The organism is Flavivirga aquatica (assembly GCF_001747085.1).
Taxonomy (GTDB): domain Bacteria; phylum Bacteroidota; class Bacteroidia; order Flavobacteriales; family Flavobacteriaceae; genus Algibacter_C; species Algibacter_C aquatica.
Genome location: NZ_MDJD01000034.1, coordinates 119,844 through 142,829 on the forward strand (window position 1 = coordinate 119,844; position 22,986 = coordinate 142,829).

18 protein-coding genes are annotated in these 22,986 nt (G+C 33.9%); 17 read left to right on the forward strand and 1 reads right to left on the reverse strand.

Annotated features, from left to right (window positions below; all coding sequences use genetic code 11):
* Positions 1–4 precede the first annotated feature (4 nt).
* From A8C32_RS06835 to A8C32_RS06890, 13 genes are all read left to right on the forward strand, one after another.
* Complete coding sequence (locus A8C32_RS06835; protein ID WP_069829702.1) at positions 5–712, forward strand: cytochrome c3 family protein; 708 nt, start codon at positions 5–7, stop codon at positions 710–712.
* A 172-nt stretch (positions 713–884) separates the two neighbouring features.
* Positions 885–1,277, forward strand: coding sequence for a hypothetical protein (locus A8C32_RS06840; protein ID WP_069829703.1), 393 nt, complete (start codon positions 885–887; stop codon positions 1,275–1,277).
* A gap of 434 nt (positions 1,278–1,711) precedes the next feature.
* The gene (locus A8C32_RS21440) at positions 1,712–1,804 is read left to right on the forward strand and encodes a hypothetical protein (RefSeq protein ID WP_432416491.1); all 93 of its coding nucleotides are present in this window, start codon (positions 1,712–1,714) and stop codon (positions 1,802–1,804) included.
* A gap of 528 nt (positions 1,805–2,332) precedes the next feature.
* On the forward strand, positions 2,333–3,727 hold the full coding sequence (locus tag A8C32_RS06845) for a CmpA/NrtA family ABC transporter substrate-binding protein (RefSeq protein WP_069829704.1): 1,395 nt from the start codon (positions 2,333–2,335) through the stop codon (positions 3,725–3,727).
* A gap of 24 nt (positions 3,728–3,751) precedes the next feature.
* Positions 3,752–4,858, forward strand: a complete 1,107-nt coding sequence (locus tag A8C32_RS06850) for an ABC transporter permease (RefSeq protein ID WP_069829705.1) — start codon at positions 3,752–3,754, stop codon at positions 4,856–4,858.
* 269 nt (positions 4,859–5,127) lie between these two features.
* On the forward strand, positions 5,128–5,973 hold the full coding sequence (locus tag A8C32_RS06855) for an ABC transporter ATP-binding protein (protein WP_069829706.1): 846 nt from the start codon (positions 5,128–5,130) through the stop codon (positions 5,971–5,973).
* A 12-nt stretch (positions 5,974–5,985) separates the two neighbouring features.
* Entirely contained in the window at positions 5,986–6,810 is an 825-nt protein-coding gene (locus A8C32_RS06860; protein WP_069829707.1) for an ABC transporter ATP-binding protein, read from the forward strand.
* 170 nt (positions 6,811–6,980) lie between these two features.
* On the forward strand, positions 6,981–8,258 hold the full coding sequence (locus A8C32_RS06865; RefSeq protein WP_069829708.1) for an alginate export family protein: 1,278 nt from the start codon (positions 6,981–6,983) through the stop codon (positions 8,256–8,258).
* A gap of 402 nt (positions 8,259–8,660) precedes the next feature.
* Positions 8,661–9,314: a hypothetical protein gene (locus A8C32_RS06870; protein ID WP_069829709.1), complete on the forward strand. Its 654-nt coding sequence runs from the start codon at positions 8,661–8,663 to the stop codon at positions 9,312–9,314.
* A gap of 385 nt (positions 9,315–9,699) precedes the next feature.
* Complete coding sequence (locus tag A8C32_RS06875) at positions 9,700–11,427, forward strand: type VI secretion system Vgr family protein (RefSeq protein WP_069829710.1); 1,728 nt, start codon at positions 9,700–9,702, stop codon at positions 11,425–11,427.
* Between the two features lie 10 nt (positions 11,428–11,437).
* On the forward strand, positions 11,438–12,796 hold the full coding sequence (locus tag A8C32_RS06880) for a hypothetical protein (RefSeq protein WP_069829711.1): 1,359 nt from the start codon (positions 11,438–11,440) through the stop codon (positions 12,794–12,796).
* 13 nt (positions 12,797–12,809) lie between these two features.
* Positions 12,810–17,051 (forward strand): HYD1 signature containing ADP-ribosyltransferase family protein, encoded by a 4,242-nt coding sequence (locus A8C32_RS06885; RefSeq protein ID WP_069829712.1) that lies wholly within the window; start codon positions 12,810–12,812, stop codon positions 17,049–17,051.
* A gap of 1 nt (position 17,052) precedes the next feature.
* Positions 17,053–17,337 carry a DUF6881 domain-containing protein gene (locus A8C32_RS06890; RefSeq protein WP_123803347.1) on the forward strand — a complete coding sequence of 95 codons (285 nt, stop codon included), beginning with the start codon at positions 17,053–17,055 and terminating at the stop codon, positions 17,335–17,337.
* Between the two features lie 241 nt (positions 17,338–17,578).
* On the opposite strand, the gene A8C32_RS06895 is transcribed toward A8C32_RS06890, so the two are convergent.
* Positions 17,579–17,920: a helix-turn-helix transcriptional regulator gene (locus A8C32_RS06895; RefSeq protein ID WP_069829714.1), complete on the reverse strand. Its 342-nt coding sequence runs from the start codon at positions 17,918–17,920 to the stop codon at positions 17,579–17,581.
* A gap of 163 nt (positions 17,921–18,083) precedes the next feature.
* Between A8C32_RS06895 and A8C32_RS06900 the strand changes: the two genes are divergently transcribed.
* The 4 genes from A8C32_RS06900 (at position 18,084) to A8C32_RS06915 (ending at position 22,520) form a co-directional block, all read left to right on the forward strand.
* Positions 18,084–18,269 carry a SymE family type I addiction module toxin gene (locus A8C32_RS06900; protein WP_123803349.1) on the forward strand — a complete coding sequence of 62 codons (186 nt, stop codon included), beginning with the start codon at positions 18,084–18,086 and terminating at the stop codon, positions 18,267–18,269.
* Positions 18,270–18,273: 4 nt separating this feature from the next.
* Positions 18,274–20,691, forward strand: a complete 2,418-nt coding sequence (locus tag A8C32_RS06905; RefSeq protein WP_069829716.1) for a CHC2 zinc finger domain-containing protein — start codon at positions 18,274–18,276, stop codon at positions 20,689–20,691.
* Positions 20,692–20,863: 172 nt separating this feature from the next.
* Positions 20,864–21,742: a tyrosine-type recombinase/integrase gene (locus tag A8C32_RS06910; RefSeq protein WP_069829717.1), complete on the forward strand. Its 879-nt coding sequence runs from the start codon at positions 20,864–20,866 to the stop codon at positions 21,740–21,742.
* Entirely contained in the window at positions 21,684–22,520 is an 837-nt protein-coding gene (locus tag A8C32_RS06915; protein WP_069829718.1) for a tyrosine-type recombinase/integrase, read from the forward strand. Before A8C32_RS06910 ends, A8C32_RS06915 begins: the two co-directional genes overlap by 59 nt.
* Positions 22,521–22,986 lie beyond the last annotated feature (466 nt).

The following is a 22,986-nucleotide window of genomic DNA, read 5'->3' on the forward strand; positions in this document are numbered from 1 at the left end:
AAATATGTTTAAGATAAGTCCGTTACGTAAAAGACAATTTTTTGGTAGTATTATTGGTGTGGTTTTAGGAGGGACTATGTTTTATCTATTAACCTTGAATAGTACAGATGAGTATGTTTCTATTGGACCTATGAATACAGGGCATGAAGATTTATCGTGTTTTGCTTGTCATGCAGATGCTAAAGGAAACTTGCTACAACAGGTTCAATCTAATATTTCTTATGCCGTAGGAGCTAGGGAGGAAGGTGTCGATTTTGGAACACAAGATGTTACTGTTGATAATTGTTTGCAATGCCATGATAGACCAAATGATAGACATCCAACTTATCGGTTTTCGGAGCCAAGATTTAAAGAAGCTGTAAAACACATAGATGCTACTACTTGCATTACCTGTCATACAGAGCATAAAGAAGAGCGTGTGTCTGTGGCTTCAGTTAATTATTGTATGAACTGCCACCAAGATTTAGAAATAGAAAACGACCCTTTAGATAAGTCTCATAAAGAATTAATAAGTAAAGAATCATGGTCTACCTGTATACAATGCCATGATTTTCATGGTAATCATAAATATGATGTACCTAAAAAAATGTCTGATACTATTCCAATGGAGGCTATTCAGAATTATTTTGATGGAGGAGGCGATCCATATAGTCAGGATAAAAAATACATCGCTTTATCGCTAGAAGGCTGGTTAAAAACCTTAGATAAATAAGATTTGTCTTGTTATTTTTTATTTATTAATGTATTATTTGCGGAGTATAAGGTATTTTTTTTATTACAATTAAATAGATAGTTGTGGTGATTAGGATAAGTTCATATCTATTAATTAAACTATTAATGTTACTTTTGAAACATCAAAATATTTTATCCTCAACTTTTAGTTTATGCCATACCAAGATGTGTTTGTTCTTTTCTGGGAACAAGTAAAAGAAAGTTTTCAAGAAGGGCGTTTTGCTAAATTAACAATGGCAAAAACTATTGGTAAGCCTAATTTAAGAAATATATTTGTTAGACCATTATCTTCTGAAGATGACTTTAAGGTTTTAGTGAAATTACGTTATCAATCCAGAGATACCGAAGATGAGGAAAAGGAGCTTACATTAGATGAGGCTTTTGTGTTTTTGAAACCATATCTAAAAACCTCTTTTTGGTCTGTTCTTTTATTTACCACAACAAAGGATGTTATTTTCAAAATTAATAAAAAAGGAGCAGGAAGCATTACCGAGGGTTCTCCAACATTTCGAGATGTTAGGGAGGCTAAGAGTGATGTGAGGTAGTTGGGGTAAATTCGATAGACTATACTTTTTTTAACACGTTATTGCGGAGGAGTAAGCGACGTGACAATCTGTTAATTTATAATTCCAAGCTAAAAGTATTTCTTATCAGATTTATAATATCAACAGTTATTTAACGGCTTCTATTCCTAAGCTACTTATTTAATCCATAGAATTCCCCGGCGCTCTGCGTTGGGTGTTTCGTAAAGATATGTATTTTTAAAAATATGAGTGAGCATATTTTCAAGAGTCATAAGAAGAGTTTGTTGCTATATCATTTTGTTTTTCCCATCAAGTATGGCAGAGATGTACTAACTAAAAAAGTATGTTCAGGATTGAAAGGGATCTGTCTTGAAATAGAAAAGCGTTATGAGATTCATTTTTAGGAAATCGGACTAGATGATAATCATGGCCATTCTCTTATCCAGAGTGTTCCGATGATTTCGGCAAAGAAAATAGCTAAGAACTTGAAAAGTATAACTGCAAAAGATATTTTTCGACTTCATCCAGAGGTCAAGCAAAAGTTATGATGGGGTGGTAAATTTTGGTCAAGTGTTTATCATGTAAACACGGTAGGTCAATATGCCAACGAGGAAGTGATTAAGAAGTATTTTGCAAAGTCAAGGATTGGGGGAAAGTAAATACAGGGTAGTTTACAAGAATCAACTGCGTTTGTTTTGATACCTCATACGCTCTGCGTCGAAGTAGTTCATTCTAAAGAATACCTTGAGAGTTTATTCCAGAGATAATTTAATATTCTAAGTCATTTCGACCAGTAGGGAGAAATCACATAACCCAAATCGCATAAAACTAAGTACGTATGTACCCATTATAAGTACTATATCAAATAAACTACGTAGACAAGTTTGTATGTATTCTTCTTATGCTAATAATTTTTTTTTCAGTTTGTTAAAGTTAAAACCTGTTTTTTAGCAGTTTTAGATATGGGTTAAAAAGAGGTTTCGACATGGTGATAATCATAAAATAGAATTAGGACTACTTATATATTTGCAAAGTAAATAAGTATTATTACTTAGAAATAATTAAAAACTATTAATATGAAATCACTAATTACCAAAACATCATTATTGTTTTCTTTCTCAATATTATTTTTTTCTTGTGGAGGAGGTGATAAAAAGAAAACAACGGCAGAAGCAGTTGTAGAAAAGACATCAAAAACAAAAACCTTGGATGTTGAAAAGCCACAATTAACATTTGGGTTTATAAAATTAACAGATATGGCACCTTTAGCCATAGCAAAAGAAAAAGGGTTTTTCGAAGATGAAGGGTTATTTGTTTCAGTGGAAGCACAATCTAACTGGAAAAATGTTTTGGATCGTGTAATTGATGGTCAGTTAGATGGTTCGCATATGCTAGCAGGGCAACCAATTGCAGCAGGAGCAGGTTTTGGTCGTCAAGCAGAATTGGTAACACCTTTTTCAATGGATTTAAACGGTAATGGTATTACGGTATCTAACGATGTTTGGTCTAAAATGAAACCAAATGTACCTAAAGGAGCCGATGGAAAACCAGTACATCCAATAAAGGCAGAAGCTTTAAAACCTGTAATTACAGAGTATAAAAATTCTGGTAAAGCCTTTAAAATGGGGATGGTATTTCCGGTATCGACACATAACTACGAAATACGTTATTGGTTAGCAGCAGCGGGAATTCACCCAGGGATGTATACTGCCGATAATGTTCAAGGACAAATTGATGCCGAAGTTTTACTATCTGTAACACCACCGCCACAAATGCCAGCAACACTTGAGGCAGGAACAATTTATGGATACTGTGTGGGTGAGCCATGGAATCAACAAGCTGTATTTAAAGGTATTGGAGTGCCAGTAACAACAAATTATGATATCTGGAAAAATAACCCAGAAAAAGTATTTGTAATGACAAAGAAATTTGTTGAGCAATATCCAAACACAGCAGTAGCAGTAACAAAAGCTTTAATTAGAGCAGGTAAATGGTTAGATGAGCCAGGAAACAGAGCAGAGGCTGTAAAAATATTATCTATGTCTCAATACGTAGGTGCAGATGAAGCTGTATTAGCAAACTCTATGACGGGAACTTTCGAATTCGAAAAAGGAGATAAGCGTGAGATGCCAGATTTTAATGTATTCTATAAGTACAATGCAACATATCCGTTTTACTCTGATGGTATTTGGTTTTTAACACAAATGCGTAGATGGGGACAAATTCCAGAAGCAAAACCAGCAGATTGGTATGCTAAAACGATTAAAGATATATATAGACCAGATATCTGGAAAAAAGCAGCAGAGTTTTTAGTAGAAGAAGGGCATATTCCAGCAGGAGATATTCCAACAACAGATGGTTATAAGCCAGTAACAGCAGATTTTATAGATGGAACAACTTACGATGCTAAAGATCCTATTTCATATATCAATAGCTTTAAAATAGGAAACAAGGATAAAGCAGTACAATAATAAATAAAAGATAAATAAGACGTTATGAAGCAAAGTATAACATTAGGTAAAGTAACCAAATTTATGGGGCTAGGGTTTTTAAGTACTTTAAAAGATCTATTTACCGGTAAACTAGGAAAAGAAGATTTTAAAAACTTTTTGCGTAAAGCAGTTGTACCGCTTGCTTCCATACTATTATTTATTGGTTTGTGGCATGCAGGAGCTAAGGCTCTATATAATAGAGAGGCTAACTTTAAAATAGAAAAGGCGCTTACAGATCAAGGAGAAACAGCGGCAGAAGCTATGCGTGCATGTATTGCATCTGGAGATGTAAGTTGTAAACCTAATACTTTGCCATCTCCTGGCCAAGTGTGGGATTCTTATAAGTCTTTATTAAGAGATCATAACATAATTAGTGCAGATAAAGCGGCATTTATACAAAAAACTGCCGCTTTAAATGCTAAACGAATAGCGGCAGGTAAAGCAGCTATTACCTATACGGGTAGACCCTCATTTATAGACCAAATTATAATGAGTTTAAAAACAGTATTTGCAGGGTTTCTATTAGCTTTAGTTATAGCTATTCCATTAGGTATATTTATAGGATTAAGTCCTACTTTAAAAAGTGCTTTTAACTGGTTTATTCAAATTTTTAAACCTGTATCTCCAGTAGTATGGTATTTGTTAGTGTTTATGATTGTAAAAACTATTTTAATAGACTCTAACGACGATAGTTCATTTATTATTTCATTTATAAGTGTGGGTTTATGTTCTATGTGGGCAACATTAGTTAATACAGCAATGGGTGTGTCATCTGTAGATAAAGATTATATCAATGTTGCAAAGGTTTTAAAGTTAGGACCATTTCAAAAAGTATTTAAAGTTATTTTACCATCTTCTTTACCTTTAATCTTTACAGGTTTAAAAATTACTTTATCTGTAGCATGGATGGTATTAATTGCTATTGAATTATTAGCGCAAAGTCCAGGGTTAGGTTTATTTGTTTGGGAAGAATTTCAAAATGGAGCAAACGATTCTAATTCAAAAATTATTGTAGCTATGTTTGTTATAGGTATTATTGGATTTTTATTAGACAGAATTATGTTAACCATACAAAACGCAGTGTCTTTTGATAAGAATGAAGGGATTTAATGGTGATGAGGAAGTTGTATGGGAAAAGGAGTTAGTAAACAGGAAGAGATTGTTAGGTTTATCGAGAGACTGATGATTGTTGACTGGATTGCGTTAGGGATAGCAGAGGAAAGCCCGCAGTGAGGTACGAACGAGGACTTGTAACGTAAAGCCCGACCCTTGTGGTAACGCCCAAATAAGGATGGTTTGTTAAACTGTAGAATCGTGTAAATGAAACAAGCGATTAAATAAGTTAGCAAATTAACAATTCAACTAATAAACAATAAAAAATGGCATATTTAGAATTAAATAACATAAATAAAACATATGGTGAAAGCGATAGTGCTACGCAAGTACTTTCTAATATTAACTTATCTATAGAAGAAGGTGAGTTTGTAGCTATAGTAGGTTTTACAGGTAGTGGAAAAACAACCTTAGTAAATCTTATTAATGGATTGTTAGAGCCAACAAGTGGCGAGGTATTATTTAAAGGCGAGCCCGTTTCTGGAACCAGCCATGAGCGTGGCGTTATTTTTCAGAACTATTCGTTGTTACCATGGTTAACAGTTGGGCAAAACATTTTAATGGCAGTAAAAGAAGCTTTTCCTAAAAAAAGCAAAGTAGAGTTAAACGAAATAGTTGCAGATTATGTAGAGATGGTAAGTTTAACGCCAGCAATTAATAAACGCCCAAAAGAATTATCTGGTGGTATGCGTCAACGTGTTGCTGTAGCAAGAGCTTTAGCTATGAAGCCAGAAATGATTATTATGGACGAGCCTCTTGGTGCATTAGATGCTTTAACACGTGGAAATCTTCAAGATGAAATATTAAACATTTGGGGAAAAGATAAGCGTACAGCATTATTAATTACTAATGATGTAGATGAAGGACTTTATATGGCAGATCGTATTATTCCGCTAAAACCTGGGCCAAAGGCAACATTAGGACCAGAATTTAGAATTGATATTGAGCGACCAAGAGATAAAACCGAGTTAAACGACAACCCAAGTTATAAGAAAACCAGAAATGCTATTATAGAGTATTTAATGGATATTGGTAATGCCCGTAAATCTGAAGCTAAAGCAGAAATTATACTTCCAGATTTAACACCAAAAGATTTTGTTAACCAGTTTTAAAAAGCCGAAATTATGAGTAGTATAATAAAAGAAACAAGTCGTGCAACACATAATGGTGTTTTTCCTTCTAACGAGGTTATGTTAGATTTAAAACAACTTAAAAAGGTGTACCCAACACCTAAAGGAGATTATGTGGTGTTGGAAGACTTAAATCTTCAAATTAGAAAAGAGGAGTTTGTTACCATTATTGGACATTCTGGTTGCGGTAAAACAACCATGCTGTCAATGATTGCTGGATTAAACGAAATTTCGGGAGGACATATTTCGGTATTAGGAAAACACATTAAAGGCCCAGGACCAGACAGAGGTGTTATTTTTCAAGCGCCAAGTTTAATGCCATGGATGACATCACTTCAAAATGTATTACTAGGCGTTAATCAAGTGTTTCCAGATGCTACAAAAGCGCAACGTAACGATATAGCTAAGTATTATTTGCAAAAAGTAGGTTTAGAAGATGCATTTAATAAAAAAGCCAGCGATTTATCTCAAGGGATGCAACAACGTGTGGGTATAGCAAGAGCCTTTGCTATAAAACCAAAAGTTTTGCTGTTAGATGAGCCTTTTGGAATGTTAGATTCGTTAACGAGAGGCGAATTACAAGATACTTTAATTGAAATTTGGAATAAGGAAAAAATTACAGCAGTTATGATTACGCACGATGTTGATGAGGCTATTTTTTTAGCAGATCGAGTTGTGATGATGACTAGCGGACCTAAAGCGAAAATTGGTGATATTTTGGATATTAATTTTGAAAGACCAAGAACGCGTAAAGCGGTTTTAGAAAATGATAATTATTACGAATACAGAAAGCATTTAATAGACTTTTTGGAACATTAAAAAGAAGTACAATCACTATTATAGATAGTAGAATAGTGTCAATTTAAGTAAATATGATATTTGTCATAATTAGATAGTAATTTCACTAATATATTTGCTAGAAACGGGGATAAATTTTAGTAAAAAAGTATTTACAAAATTAAAAAGAATAGTAATTTAAAATTAAAAAAATGAAAAAACAATATTTATTAGTAGGGGTTTTGGTATTTATAATGCAATTTGCTCAAGCACAATTTACTTTGGATGGTGAGTTAAGACCTAGAACTGAGTATAGAAATGGATTTGGGAGTTTAATTGCAGACGATGCCGATGCAGGTTTTGGTATCTCTACAAGAATGCGTTTAAATGCTGGATATACTACAGATGCATATAAGTTTTATGTTAGTTTACAAGATGTTTTGGTTTGGGGAGAAAACAGACAAATTTTACCATACGATCAAAACAATTCTTTTGCTGTATTTCAAGCATGGGCAGCCATTAATTTAGGTGAAGGATTTTCTACTAAATTAGGACGTCAAGTGATTTCTTATGATGACCAAAGAATATTTGGAGGGTTAGATTGGGCACAACAAGGACGTAACCATGATGCAGCGTTATTAAAATATAAAAAGGATAAGTTTATAATAGATGTTGGTTTAGCATTTAGTCAAGATTATTCAAATCCTACTGGATTTCAATCTGTAGGGACAGGGTACAATACTACAGGGTTCTTTTCTTATAAATCGATGCAGTATTTATATTTAAAACAAGCTTGGGAGAAATTTTCAGGGAGTTTATTATTGTTAAATAATGGTTTTCAAGAGTTTGATGTAGATGATGCTCCAGATGGAACAAGCAATTTACAAACTTTAGGAACACATTTAAATTATAAGGCAGGAAACTTTGGTCTTGCAGTAAATGCATTTGTGCAAACAGGAAAAAGACAAGGTAAAGTAGATGTAAAAAGTGCGTACCTTTTAGGTTTAGATGCAACATATAAAGTATCTCCTAAAGTAGGTTTAGGAGCAGGTGTTGAAGTTATTAGTGGTAATGATGAAGATCCAGGAGAAACTGGAGCGTTCTTTCCTTTGTATGGAACCAATCATAAATTTAATGGATTTATGGATTACTTTTACGTAGGTAATCATGGAAACTCTGTAGGTTTATTTGATGTTCACGTAAGCGCTAACTTTAAATTAGGTGAAAAATCTAGCCTTTTAGTAAAAGCATTAAATTTTAGTGGAGAAAAGGAATTACCTAGTGGAGAAAAATCTTTAGGAACAGAACTAGATCTTGTGTTTTCTCAAGGGTTTAAAGGGTATACTTTAAAGTTAGGGTACTCACAAATGTTTGCTAGCGATGGTATGTATGAGCTTAAAGGTATTACTAAAGATGCTGCTGCAGATATACAAAACTGGGGATGGGCTATGTTAATTATAAAACCTAAATTTTTAAATGGAACAAAATAAGTTGAGTGACTAGCCTATTTTAATTTTCCAATTAAAAAAATCCCGCTTTTTGCGGGATTTTTTTATGTATTAATAGTAAGGCTTTAAACATTGTTTAAGTGATTTCAATAGTATAAAGATCGTTTTGTAGCAAAGAGTAAACTGTCATGCTATAAAAGAGAAACTTACTGAATAGATAGTATAACAAAAATGCCTGAAGATTTATCGAGATTTTTGTCTATAATATCATGGCAAAAAACGTAAATAGATAAATTAAAATTGACAGGAACGAATGTTTTTTCTTTATTTTTTTATAATTCATGAATTGTAGGTAGAATACCTGATTATTATACGAATAAATTTTTTTTATGTATGAAAATAAGTCATTATATTAGCAACAGCTATTAATAATGAAAATAAAATATGTTTGAACTTCGCCCCGGAGAAACATTAATACATAGTGAAAGAAACCTACCATTAATAGGTTTGTTTGGAACAAGCGCAAATAACGCTTATAATTTGTATTTTACCCAAAATGACTCCTCCAAAAATTACACCCTTATTATTTATATGGATATCCAATTTATCTTTATTTCAAGTAAGGATGAAGAATGGTCTACTTACGAAAAAACAACATTTATAGATCAATTTAAAGAAGACATGCAAGTGGTATGGGGAGGAAAATTAATAAAAACCCTTGAGGATGTTAGTTTAGTGTATAACGAAGTCCGTTTTAATACAGGGGAAGAAGGTCATTCTGTAAATAAACATTGGGAAATTAAAGTAAGAAAAACTGAAAAAGGAAAAGTTTCTATAAGCTATATAAATCCAACTACAGGAGATGTGCAATTAGATAGTGATGATTTTATACCAATATATAAAGGACATTTTCCTGTGCAGCGCATTATGGTGGATGAATTTGGGCATATATTAGGCTTAAATGATGAATATAAGCAAGGTCTCTTTGTTGAAGATTACTTGTCTATAATAAATACGGGAGAACCACTAAAAGATAGGTGTCAATCATCAGGATGGCTAGAAGAAAGCGAAACAACAACATTAAAAGAAAAATTATAAGAACAAATTAAAGGTCGAATACAAGAACAAATCAATGAGTAAAAAAATAGTTTTTATTGTTTTAACGAGCATGAATCTGTTTTTTCGAGTTGTATAAATACAGAACAAATAGTACAATCTCAATTTATAGAAGTAGAATACTTTAAAGTAGACAGATTCAAAAGTTTTTTTAAATATGAGTCCTTGACTTTTAATGTATAGCATCTTTTAGAACTTGGAGAAAAAATAATACTTAATAAAGCCATTTAAAGTTGGTCAAGACCCATTGATATACAGTATAAATATAGAGAATTACAAATAAGACAGTACTGGAATTAGTTAATAGCAAACCAATTAATTCAGATAATGTCTGGAGATTATATTTTGAATAAAAAAATACAATACAATGAAAGTTAAAACAAGTTTAAGTATTGACGGAAAACATATTGATTTATTTCGTAAAATACGTCTCACCCAACAAATAAATGACCATCATTCTTTTGAGATTATTCTCGACCAAAATGTTATTGAAAACGAAGGCGGTCATACCATTGATAAATCGAAAGAATGGCTTGGTAGGCCAGTTGTAATCTCTTTTGATGAAAAAGAATTTTTAGGTGTTATAACAGATATAGAGTTAAACCATGCAAATGGCCATAGTGGGCAACTTGTAATAAGTGGTTTTTCCAAAACCATATTATTAGAATCTGGAAAACACATGCAATCATGGTTAGATAAAACCCTAACTAATATTGTAACAGAAGTAGTAGATGCAGCAGGTATTGAAGCAGAAATAGCACCAGTTTTTAAATCAAAAATTGAATACCAATCTCAATATAACGAAACTCATTTTCAATTTATACAAAGATTAGCCAAACAATACCATGAGTTTTTCTTCTATGATGGGATTAAGCTTGTCTTTGGCAGGCCAAGTGCAGAATCACCAATACATGTAGAATATGGTAAAGACCTTTCTAATGTAAATATTAGTATAAAAACAAAACCCAATAGGTCTAATGTATTTTCTTATAATTCTTTAGACGATTTAAATAACGAGACAACAACCAAAGATGATGTTGCAGGGCTTAATGAGTTAGGCATGCATGCTTTTAATACATCGAATGAAATTTTTAAAATAAAAACAAATAATATAGCTCCTGCACGTGTTTCCGATAAAAGCCAGATAGAAGCACACATTAAAAATTTACAAGCAGAAGCAGTAGCATCTTTAAGTACGCTTACAGCACGTAGCCAAAAGCAAGGCCTAGGAATTGGAAGTGTAATAAAAGTAAGTTCCGCTTTGGCAAACGGAAAAAGTTTTGATATTAAAAATTATGGCGAGTACCTAATAACCGCTATAACACATACCGTTATAGGTTTAGGGAATTATAGAAATTCTTTTGAGGCTATTTCTTCTGGTGTAGAAGTACTACCAGCTCCAGATGTAGATATGCCAGTTGCGCATGCACAAATAGCCACTGTATTATCTAACGAAGACCCAAAGAAAAAAGGACGGGTACAAGTAAAATTTCAATGGCAAAAAAATGTCATGAAAACAGGGTGGTTGCGTGTTATGTCTCCAGATGCAGGTAAAAGCGATTTAGTAGGAACTAATCGTGGTTTTGTGTTTATTCCAGAAGAAGGCGATACCGTAATGGTAGGCTTCCGTTATAACGACCCCAATAGACCTTTTGTAATGGGGAGTATGTTTAATGGTACAACAGGAGCAGGAGGTAGCGATGCTAATAAAATAAAAAGCTTAACAACACGAAGTGGTGCAACTATTACTATAGATGATAACGAAAGTAAAGGTAAAGTAACCGTTAGCGACCCAAGTGGTAATACCATTACACTTAATGGAGACGAAACCATTACCATTTCGGCACCAAAAAGCATTACCATAAGTTCTAAAGAAATTAATGTATTAGGAAAAGATAAAATACATTTAGAAAGTAAAGAAGTAACTATTGTAGGTACAGATAGTATTAAAAACTCAAGTGACACTTTAGTTGAAACACAATCGCCAAAAATATCTACAAGTTCTGATGCTACAGAAATTATCGCCACCAAAACAATAGATATACAAGGTGCGAAAATAACAAATTTAAAAGGTGACATTGTAAATTTAAATTAAGAGACCTTTAATGAGTAACGAACACAACCCCATTGCACAACGTATTAATTTACTTCAAGATTTATGGATACAACAACGTTTATTAAAACCCAAAGCTCAATTTATACGTTGGTTAATTGACGAACCAGATGTACCATTGGTAAACGGGTTTTATAAATTAGAATCTTCGCCTTATGGTAAAATAGATGAAACTTTGGTTGTTATGCTTACAGATTTTGATACCATAACAACGTTTTCCTATGATTTAGCAAAAGATTGGTTAACGGCATATAAAAAAGATGCCGAAAAATATCCAGAATTACAATGGCCAGATTTTGAATTGTTACATGCTTCATTTAAACAAATAGATAAAGAGAACACAGAAGCATCAAATGTTTTTTTAGTAGAACTATTCACTAAATTTAAAACCTACGAAGGCAAACAAACACCCTTATTTATAGGAGTGAACCCTAGAAAGGTTACAAGTTATAATGAGTTATGTGTTTGGATTTGCAATATTATAGAACAATTACCACAAAATATAGGCCTTTTAGTAACAGACTATAAAGCCAATAACTTTTATGAAGCCGTTTTTACTAACAAAGAAGCCCTTTTCGAAAAACAAACCATTAGCTTAAAAAACCAAAACATACAAGGAGCATATACCAAGTTAATGACCCAAGGCAACCCTAACGACCCAGAAGTTGCCTTTAGAAAGTGTATGATAAAAATGGGAGAGGCAGCCACTAAAGGCCATCAAGAAAAACTTATTAATTGGGGCGAAAAAGGACTTAACATAGCCAAACAAACCACAAATTTATCTTTTTGGGCATCGGCACACCTTATATACGTAGGTCATTTATTTGGTTTTAAAGATACCCCGCGTATTAACCATTTATTAGATAAAGGCATAAAAATAGGTCATAAAAACCTAGAAGACAAAGCCCTGCTAGGCGTTACTCTTCAACTTTACAGCTATAAAGCAGCCTATTATAGTTTTATAAATAAAAAAGAAGACGCCCTAAATTGGTTTTTAAAACAAGCCACATTAGCACAAGAAAACAACGAAAACTATATCACAGTAACAGCATATAAAAATGCCATTTTATTAGCAGATCAAAATAAAAAAATAAGTGAGATGCAAGACATTATTCCTGTAGCTTTTCAAACAGGTTATGTTATAGAAGATGATACCTTAAAAAACACAGAGTTTGCATACATCGCAAGCTATTATGTAAACATGTTGCATGAAAAAGAAGAAGAAACACCTCAAATAAAAGCCGAGTTAGAAGCTATAAATAAACGCATGTCTCATTTATTTGGAGAAACATGGGAGCACCAAGCAAAAGATTTAAGGAAGCAAATAAAAGACAAAGAATTAGTATCATAATACCCCAATCACTATGTTATTAGCAGATAATCATTTTACACCAGTTGTAGGTTTAGATGTTCACTTTACTACAGTGCCGCCTTTTAACCCATTTCACCCTTTTATAGGCACCATATTAGACCCTATGGATTATATTCCATTTATAGGAGCTACGGTACATATTAATGGATCAAAAAGAGGCGTGTCGGATACCAGTGGTGTATTAGTAACACTATTTCATATTCCATTAGTAGGTGCTTTTGCAGCAGCCCCCATTATAGGGCATGAAAGTATGAATTTTTTTGCTAGCGAAACTGTATATGCAGACGGAACGCGCCTTAGCCCTAAAGGCTATATGGTAATGAGTTGTAACGATATAGGTGTGCCATTATCCTTATCGCCAGGAAAAAAGAAATTCACAAAAATAGTACCCACCGTATTCGCACCAACATCATTTTCGTTATCTATACCATCTGGAAAACCCGTAAATGTAGCGCCACCTTATAGTCCAGATATCATGGGGATGATTACTGGGTTAGCCATGAGTTTTGGTTTTGGAGCCATTATGCGAAAAGCAGGTAAACTTTTAAACAAACTCGCTAAAAAAATAGGTAAAGGCCCCAATAAATTAAGCAAATGGCTCTGTAAATTAGGTTTCGAGCCCATAAACCTTGTAACAGGAGCAGTAGTATACGAAGGTGTAGATTTTGAGTTGCCAGGTCCCATACCATTTGCATGGGAACGCGCCTGGTATTCAGACTCAGATTATAAAGGCATGCTTGGTCATGGCGTACACTGTAATTACGATCGCTCCGTAGACTTTTTCCCAGAAGAAGAAGCTCTTGGGCTTCGGTTTGATGATGGTAGAATGCTATCCTTTCCGCTTTTAGATTATGGCGAATCCTTTTACCTTCGTCAAGAAAAAATAACCCTAACCAGAGCCCAAAACGGGCATTTTGTAGCCTATTCACATACCGAAGAATTACACTATCATTTTGAGCATGAAGTAACAGATAATAGTTACAATACCCAACAATACAAGCTTACTAAAATAGAAGATTTACGAGGGTTTAAAATACAATTTATTTTTAAAGATAATCGAGTAACACAAATTATTGATGCCGCTAATAGAATATTATCTTTAGAGTATACTCAACAAGGTTTTGTAAGCCAAATATATTTAAAAACCAGTATAAGAAAACAACTTATGGTGGCTTACCAATACGATGAGTTGGGTAATATGATAACCATTACAGATACCCTTGAGCAAAGTACCATAATGGCATACCAAGACCACCTTATGGTTAAAAAAACCGACCGTAATGGGCAAGCCTTTTATTGGGAATACGAAGGCGATGGCATAAATGCAAAATGTATCCACACATGGGGCGATAACGGTTGGCAAGAAGGACGCATAGCCTACCATACCAACGAAGGTTATAATATAATTACCGATGCCAATGGCATAACAACCTACTATTATTATACGCCCGAAGGTTTGGTAACCCAAATAAAAAATGGCGAAGGCGATAGCCAATATATGGAGTATACTGAGTTTATGGAACCCTATAGAGATATAGACGAAGAGGGTAATGTGACTGGTTATACCTATAATGAGCAAGGCAACCAAACCAGCATTGTATATCCAGATGGCTCAACATCGCAATACATGTATAACGACGATGGGCGTATACTAATAACAGTAGATCCCGAAGGTAATAAACGCAATTATACCTATAAAAAAGATAAACCCCATTTAGTAAATAGTATTGTAGAGCCCGATAATAGTATAACGACGTTTGCCTATAACGATAATCAACTCGTAAGCGAAGTAAAAAATAACTCTAAAAAAAGCAGCTTACAATACGATGCACAATACAATTTAAGTGCTTTTAAAGACCAAGATAATAATACCACCACATGGGTATACAACCATTTAGGGCAAGTTGCAAACATAAGTACTAACGGCAAAACCCAACAAGCCTTTACATACGATGCCTTGGGGCGTGTAACTCATGTAACTAATAATGGAGAAGAAAACACCCAATTAAAATACAATGCCTATAACGAAGTTATACAAGCCTTTAATAACAAAATAAATATAAAATTTGCATATACTCCGCTAGGTAGCTTACAGGAACGCGAAGAAAACGGTACAAAAGTATTTTTTGGCTACGACAAAATGGAGCAGCTAAAAACAATTAAAAACGAACACGACGAAACCTACACTTTTAAGCGTAATAAAAATGGTGAAATAATTACCGAAACAGGTTTCGATACCTTACAAAGACATTACAGGCGAGATCGAGCAGGTAAAGTTATAAAAGTAGAACGCCCAAACAACCAATTTACAGAGTACGAGTATAATGCACTTGGGCAGATAACCAGAACCGAATATAGTGATGGCACTTGGGAAACCTTTTCTTATAATAAAAACGGACAGCTTATAGAAGCCCGTAATGCTCATAGCGCCGTTATTTTAGAGCGCGATATAATGGGGCGCATCACCCAAGAAAAGCAAACCACAGGTATTCCTAATGAAAAAGGATATACCGTACAAAACACCTATAACGCCAATGGTAACCGTACAAAACTCACCTCTAGCTTAGGTGCCAACATAGAAAACCAGTACAATACCCAAGGACAATGTATAAGTACCAAAGCACAAAACGGAGATAACCAATACCAAGCCCAAATGACTTATAGTCCTTTAGGGCAAGAAATAGAACGCCTAGTAACTGGAGGCATAACCTCTAGTAGAACTTACGACGAAGCTGGTAGGCAACGCACGCACCATGTACATGGAAAAATACGAAGCTACCGCAATACCAGATATACCTGGAATCCCAACCACCAGTTAAAACAAATACTAGACCAAACGGTACATAACAATACCCAATTTACATATAATGCCTTTGGTAGTCTTGCAAGCGCACAATATGGAGACGAGAGTTTCGATTATAAATTACCAGACGAGGTAGGTAACCTATACAAAACCAAAGAAAAGGACGATCGCAAGTACGCCAAAGGCGGTCAATTAATAGAAGATAAAGATTGGCATTATTTGTATGACGATGAAGGGAACCTTATTAAAAAAACTAAGAATAATACAGCTCAAATATTAGCTCATTTTAAAGAAGAAACAGAAAATACAACGCCTGTAAAAACCACGTGGATAGATAGGTTGTTTGGTTATACTGGCGAACCTAAAAAACCAGATTTAAAACCAAAAACATCAAAAACCCACTGGCAATATGGCGAATGGTTTTATACATGGCAAGCTAATGGTATGCTACGTAGTGTAAAAGACCCCAAAGGGAAAACGACCTCATTCGAGTACGATGCATTAGGTAGGCGAACAACGAAAATAAATCTTGCGAAAAAAGAAATAAACCGCTACATTTACGACGGAAACGTTCTTTTACATGAGTTTAAGTATAATCTAAGCGAAAGGCCTAAAGTAGTGGCTAACGATGTTGGTCAACTTGCTTTAAATAAGGAAGAACCAACAGAAAATCTCATTACATGGATATTCGAAGAAGGATCTTTTGTACCGCAAGCAAAAATAGTAGATGGAGAAACTTATAGTATAATAAGTGACTATTTAGGCACTCCTATACTAAGTTTCGATAGTAAAGGGAAAAAAGTTTGGGAAAGAGAACTTGATATTTATGGTAACTGTAGAAAAGGAGATAGTAAATTTATTCCTTTTCTTTATCAAGGACAGTATTACGACCCCGAAACAAACCTTGCCTATAATAGGTTTAGATACTACGATCCTGATACTGGTGGGTATATTTCGCAGGATCCGATTGGGCTTGCAGGTGGAATGCCTAATATGTATGCTTACGTTCACGATAGTAATAGTTGGATAGACCCATTGGGATTAACTGGTTTTGAACCAACAATGGATTTAGGGATAGCTCCTGAAGGAACTAAATTATATCATTATACAAATAAAGCTGGAATGGAAGGAATTATAAATTCAGGAGAAATTTGGCCTTCTATTAAAGCTCTCAATCCAAAAGATGCTAGACTTGGTAATGGACATTATTTATCCGATATAGTACCGGGCACTAAAACACCTAGTCAATTGGCTTCTTCATTTATAAGAGTTCCAAATAAATATAGATTTACCCATTTTATAGAAATTGATGTGTCTGGTTTGAGAATACATCAAGGTTTAAATCGAAAAGATATATTTGTGATTTTAGGAGAAAATAATTTGGATGTTTCAAATAGAATAACGGATAGTGGTAAAGTTAAATGTGGGTAGTATGAGATACTATAGAATAGATTGGATTCATAAATGGAATGATGAATACCCCTATTGTTACTATATTCAAATAGGTAGTGATAATTATGAGGTTAGAAAATTAGAGAAATATCAAGACGGTAGAATTTACTATGCTACTAATAAAGAAGAAAAAGAAACATTTTTATCTTCTGAACCTTTTCGCCCTAAAGATTACAATTCTGAGGACGAAAACGAAATTATAAAATGCGTAGAAGTCTCTAAAGAAGAATTTAACGAAGAATGGGCAAATAAATCGAATTTTTAAAACACAGAACGACATAAAAACAAAAGACCACGGCTTCTGCTGTGGTTTTTTATACTCAGAGCTAGGTTTTTCGTTCCAATACCAAAAAGTTATTAACAATTACCTTTTCCGCTTCGACTCCTTTATTCGTGGGCGTTTCCGTCCGTTTTCTTTCTTTTTCATTTTCCCTCGCTCGTGCTAGTGTACCGACAAAGAGTAAAAAAGTAAAAAAGAATCCATAACATGACTGTTGTGGATTTTTTTATTTATAAGCTAATCTGGCTTTAGAGTCTCTTAAAAAAGTATCTATTACATTAAATAAAGTAGCTCGTGTTTGTTGGTCAAGAGATTCTATGTCTTCTAATCTCTTTATTGTTTCTTTATCATAAGTCGAGTGCTTGCCTTTACCTAAAAGAAAATCTACCGAAATATCAAAAACATCAGCTAATTTAAAAGCGACCTCAATTGATGGTAAATTATCATTACGCTCATATTTACCAATCATGTCTCTAGAGGCTTCAATGGCTTTAGCTAGATCAGTTTGAGACCATCCTTTTTGCTTTCTTAGTTCAATAATACGGTTTCCAATGTTTAATATGTTCATCAAATATGGGTAATGTTTACAATGTAAATACAAAAATAGTGAATATGATTAAACAAAAAAAGCAAGTGTTATTTTGTTAATTAAGAAACATCTCCTACATTTGTTGCTAATGTTACACAAAAATTTTTTTCAAACTTTTTTTAACCATAAAAACTATTCCTCCATGAAACCCAGAAAACTCACATTACAATCTGAAACCAGACACCGTTTATATAGACAAAGCTCCAGAATCTACCCCAGCTTAAAACTTAGCGGTAAATGGTTAAAAGATTGTGGGTTTAGTCCACAGGATAAAGTGCAAGTTACAGTAAACCATGAAGTTTTAATAATCGAGCTTATAAAAGATTAAACCTATGGATATCCAGAACATCAAATCGCAACTAACGATAACCGAAGTATTAGCCTATTACAATTTACAGATAAAAAAGAAACATGTAAACTGTCCATTCCATGAGGATAAAACCCCCAGTATGCAAGTGTTTTTAGATAGTAACAGTGTGTATTGTTACAGCGGTAATTGTAGTAAAAGCGGAAAACCCATTGATGTTATAGATTTTATCATGCATAAAGAACAAATCACCAAACACGAAGCCATAAAAAAAGCAGCATCCTTTTTACACCAAGACACAAAAGAAAACACCATACAAAACACAAACCCACTAAATAAGACTTTTAGTATTCTAAAAAACCAACTCACCAGAAGCCGAAACGCTACCGCTTATTTACAAACACGAGGATTAAGCAAACTCAAAGCCGTAGGCAGTAACCACCGAAGTGGTAACGATAAAATCCAATACAAATACCCACACTTAAAAAACTGTCTTGTTTTTCCATTAAAAGACTCTAAAAACCAAATCGTCTCTTTTTATGGACGAAGCTTTAAAAACGATATCCGCAACACCCATTTTTACACCAGTAATAGGCAAGGGCTGTACCCAGAATATCCAAATTTAGAAACGCATCACCTTATATTAACCGAAAGCATTATCGATGCAGCTACACTAGTATTACACGCCAAACTCCCTAAACACACCCATGTTTTAGCCTGTTACGGCACTAACGGTTTTACAAAATCCCATACCGAAGCAATAAAGCAATTAAAACAACTACAAATTATAAGCATCTTTTTTGATGGCGATACCGCAGGACACAAAGCCTCAGTAAAACTACAAAGCCAATTACAACAAGCCTTTACAACACTAACCATACAAATAATAGACACCCCAAAAGACGAAGACATTAATAGTTTATGGATCAATAACGAAAGTCAAGAACTCTTTACCCATTATTTACAAACAAAAATACCAGCTGCAGAAAAGCAACCTGCAGACAACACCAAACCAACTATAACCTTAACCATAAAAGGCAGTGTTAAACATTTAGGAGACAGTTTAAAAGTCACTCTACAAAGCCAAATAGAACAAAAAAGCATCATCCAAAAACTAGATGTATACGATTTTACAGCCCTACAAAAACATGCCAAAGACGCCAGTAAACGACTAGAATTAAGCGAAGACCTTATTTTAAAAGCATGGCAAGATTACGTACCAACTTTGGAGCAAACCCAAACCAAACCCACAACACCCCAAAAGAAACCCTTAGAAAAAGCCACACAAGAACAATGCATAAGCTTTTTAAAAGACCCTAATCTATTACAACGCATTAATATAGCCATAGAAAAAGTAGGAGTTGTAGGCGAAGAAAACACCAGACTACTATTATTTATCATCGCCACCAGCTACCAAAGTAAACAACCCTTACATGGGCTTATACAAGGCTCATCAGGAAGTGGAAAAACCAAACTCCTACAAAGTATTTATAACCTCATTCCAAAAGAAGACAGTAAAAGCTTTACCCGCGTAACAGAAAGTAGTTTTTACAACTATAACGAAGAAAGTCTAAGGCATAAACTCCTATGTTTTGAAGATATAGACGGCTTAAAAGAAGAAGCCTTATTAGCACTTAGAGAACTACAAAGCAATGGCAAACTAATAAGTAGTACCAGTCAAAAACAAGAAAGCGGAAAAATACAAAGTGTAGAACGCCTAGTAAAAGGCCCTATCGCCAGCTTAAGCTGTACCACAAAAGGCGATTATTACGAAGATAATATAAGCCGTTGTTTTGTAGTGGCAGTCGATGAAACCGCAGCACAAACCCGAAAAATAATTAACTACCAAAACCAACTAGCAAGCGGGAATATTAATTTAAAAGAAGCCACAAAAACCAAATATTTTATAGCCAATTGCTTGAGACAATTACAACCCTGCCAAGTTGTAAACCCATATGCTACAGCCATACAACTACCTCAAAACATACACAAACTTCGTAGATTACATAGCATGTATCAAGTACTAGTCGCCCAAATAACCTACCTGCACCAATACCAAAGAAAAAAAGACACACAAGGCAGACTCATTACCACACCCCAAGATTTACAATATGCCTGCGATATATTACTAGACAGTATTCTATTAAAAATAGACGAACTCGATGGCAGTCTACGCCAATTTTATGAAGCCTTAAAAACCCATTTTAAACCCAAAGGAGAAACCTATACCTTTAACCGTTTTGAAATCATGCAAAAAACTAAAATAAGTAAAACTCAATTACATAGAAACCTTAATAAATTAGTAGAACTCGAATACATACAACAATATGGTTATGCTAACAGAGGTTACACCTATAAAATAGTGCATTGGGATCAATACGATGTTTTAAAAGACAAAATTCAAAAAGACCTACAAGCACAAATTAACACTATAAAAAGCTAGTGTTCCAATACTATGGAATGCCAGAAGGAACACCAGAGTATCTGTTTATCAGTATTTTATAGCTGTCGTTCCAAAAGCATGGAACACCAGAATTAGTATTAATAAATTCATTATTAGTATTTTATATCTATTATAAGTTTGGTGTTCCAAAAAATCTTAAAAAGAACAAGAGATGCATTTAATAAAAGCCTACTTAAGTTACCTAAACACATTAGGATATAGATCCACTACAATCTATTCCAAAGGACAACGATTACAACACTTTAAAAGCAGTATAGCAGAAAAAGACCTATTACAAGTCACATTAAAAGACATTACAAGTTATTACAAATCATTACAAGCAAGTAAACCCGAAGTTCAATTAAAAACCATAAACACCTATATTTTAACCCTAACACAATTTTATGATTGGGCATGTTTACTAGCCCTAATAAAAACCCATCCCTTAAGTCACTTCAAGCTATTAAAAACCAAAACAATACATACAAGAAAACCCATACCCATAACTACAATTAAACAACTCTATAAAAACTGTAAAACCCCAGAAGAAAAACTACTACTCATATTTTGTTATGCCTGTGGACTTCGACTCTCAGAAGTTCAAGAGCTAAAAGTAAAAGACATGCTTTTAGATAAAAATATGATTATAGTACAATCAGGAAAAGGTAATAAACGTAGATACATACCCTTAAAACCAAAACATATAAACTTTATAAAACACTATATAATTACCAATAATAAAGCACCAATCGATTATATATTAAGTCAATCCAACCAACAATTAAGCCCTTATTTACTACGTAAAACCTTAAAACAGCAACAAAAGAGAATCGGTTTAAGTAAACCCTATTTTAGTCTGCATCACTTACGTCATAGCATAGCCAGTCATTTAGTAGATCATGGCGTAGCCATACAATTAGTGCAACACTTTTTAGGACACGGGTCTTTAGAAACCACACAAAATTATGTAAAAACCACAACAATACTACACTATGGAACATCTAAAACACTGGGAAATAAAATACAAGACCTACATCGGAAAAACCTATAAAACCTATATCAAACAATTTATAGAAACCGCAAATTTTAATATACAAAAAGCCACTTATAGCGATATTATAAAGCATATAGAAACCCTTAGAAAAACAATACACCATCCTAAAATAATAACGAACAAGCTTTTAGCCATTAAGAAATATTACAGCTGTTTATTAGACTTAGGCATTCTAGAAACCCACCCCTGTTACAATCTAAAACTCATAGATAAAGTCGATAGAAGTCTAGCTATAGAAACCTTTTTTAGCGACAGCGAATTAGAATACTTCTTAAAGAGAGACTTACCAAGCCTACCCAAACTAAAACTAAGGAACAAAATAATACGACAATTACTAGTCTATCAAGCCCTAAGCGTTAGCGAACTGGTAAACCTAAAAGTTGAAAATATAAATCTAGAAAGCTGTAAAATAACCATAGAAAACAGTAGAACATTACATTTAGAATCCCCACAATTATTACCCTTAAACACCTATTTAACAAAAGATCGAAAAGTATTAAAACAAAACAAAGCAACCGATATCTTATTACTCACCAAAAACGGCAATAAAATAGATCAAACCCGATTAAGTGAAACTATAAATTATAAAACCAAAAAGCGATTTACCCCAAGAATACTAAGGCAAAGCGTAATTTATAATCTACTAAAAAACGGCAATGATTTACGCCAGGTGCAACTCTTTGCAGGACACAAATACATAAGTTCCACAGAGAAATATTTATCCAATAATCTCACCGAATTACGCCATGAATTAGAAAAAAAACATCCCCTGTAAAACGCCCACGCCCAATAAATCCAGATTTTTGCCAAAAAAAGCAAAAACCCCCTGTCTTTATTGGGCTTCCAATCCCGCCGCATCACCCAAGCAAAGTAACATAATAGGAGTTATAATACTTCTTTTTTGGTAGCCCTATCGGGCGCATTTTATATAAGCGTAATTATAACTACTATTATGTTAAATTGCCGCTTAAGCCATTGCGCTTTTTACCGCCGCTTCTGCCAGCGCACTAGGAATCCATATTTATTTACTTCGTAAGCCACCGCACCGCATTTGCACAAAAAACCTACGCAAAAAGACATCAAGCAAAAAAGCTTGCTTTACTTCTTTGCTTGTTTTTTTGTACAACTCGTTCCAGCGTTATCATCTGACGTTCCGTAGCCACTTGGGCTAACATTTTAAAAACCTAAAGATTGCTTTTGCGCTTAAAAAAAATCCACCGCCTAAATCTTTAGTTTTTTAA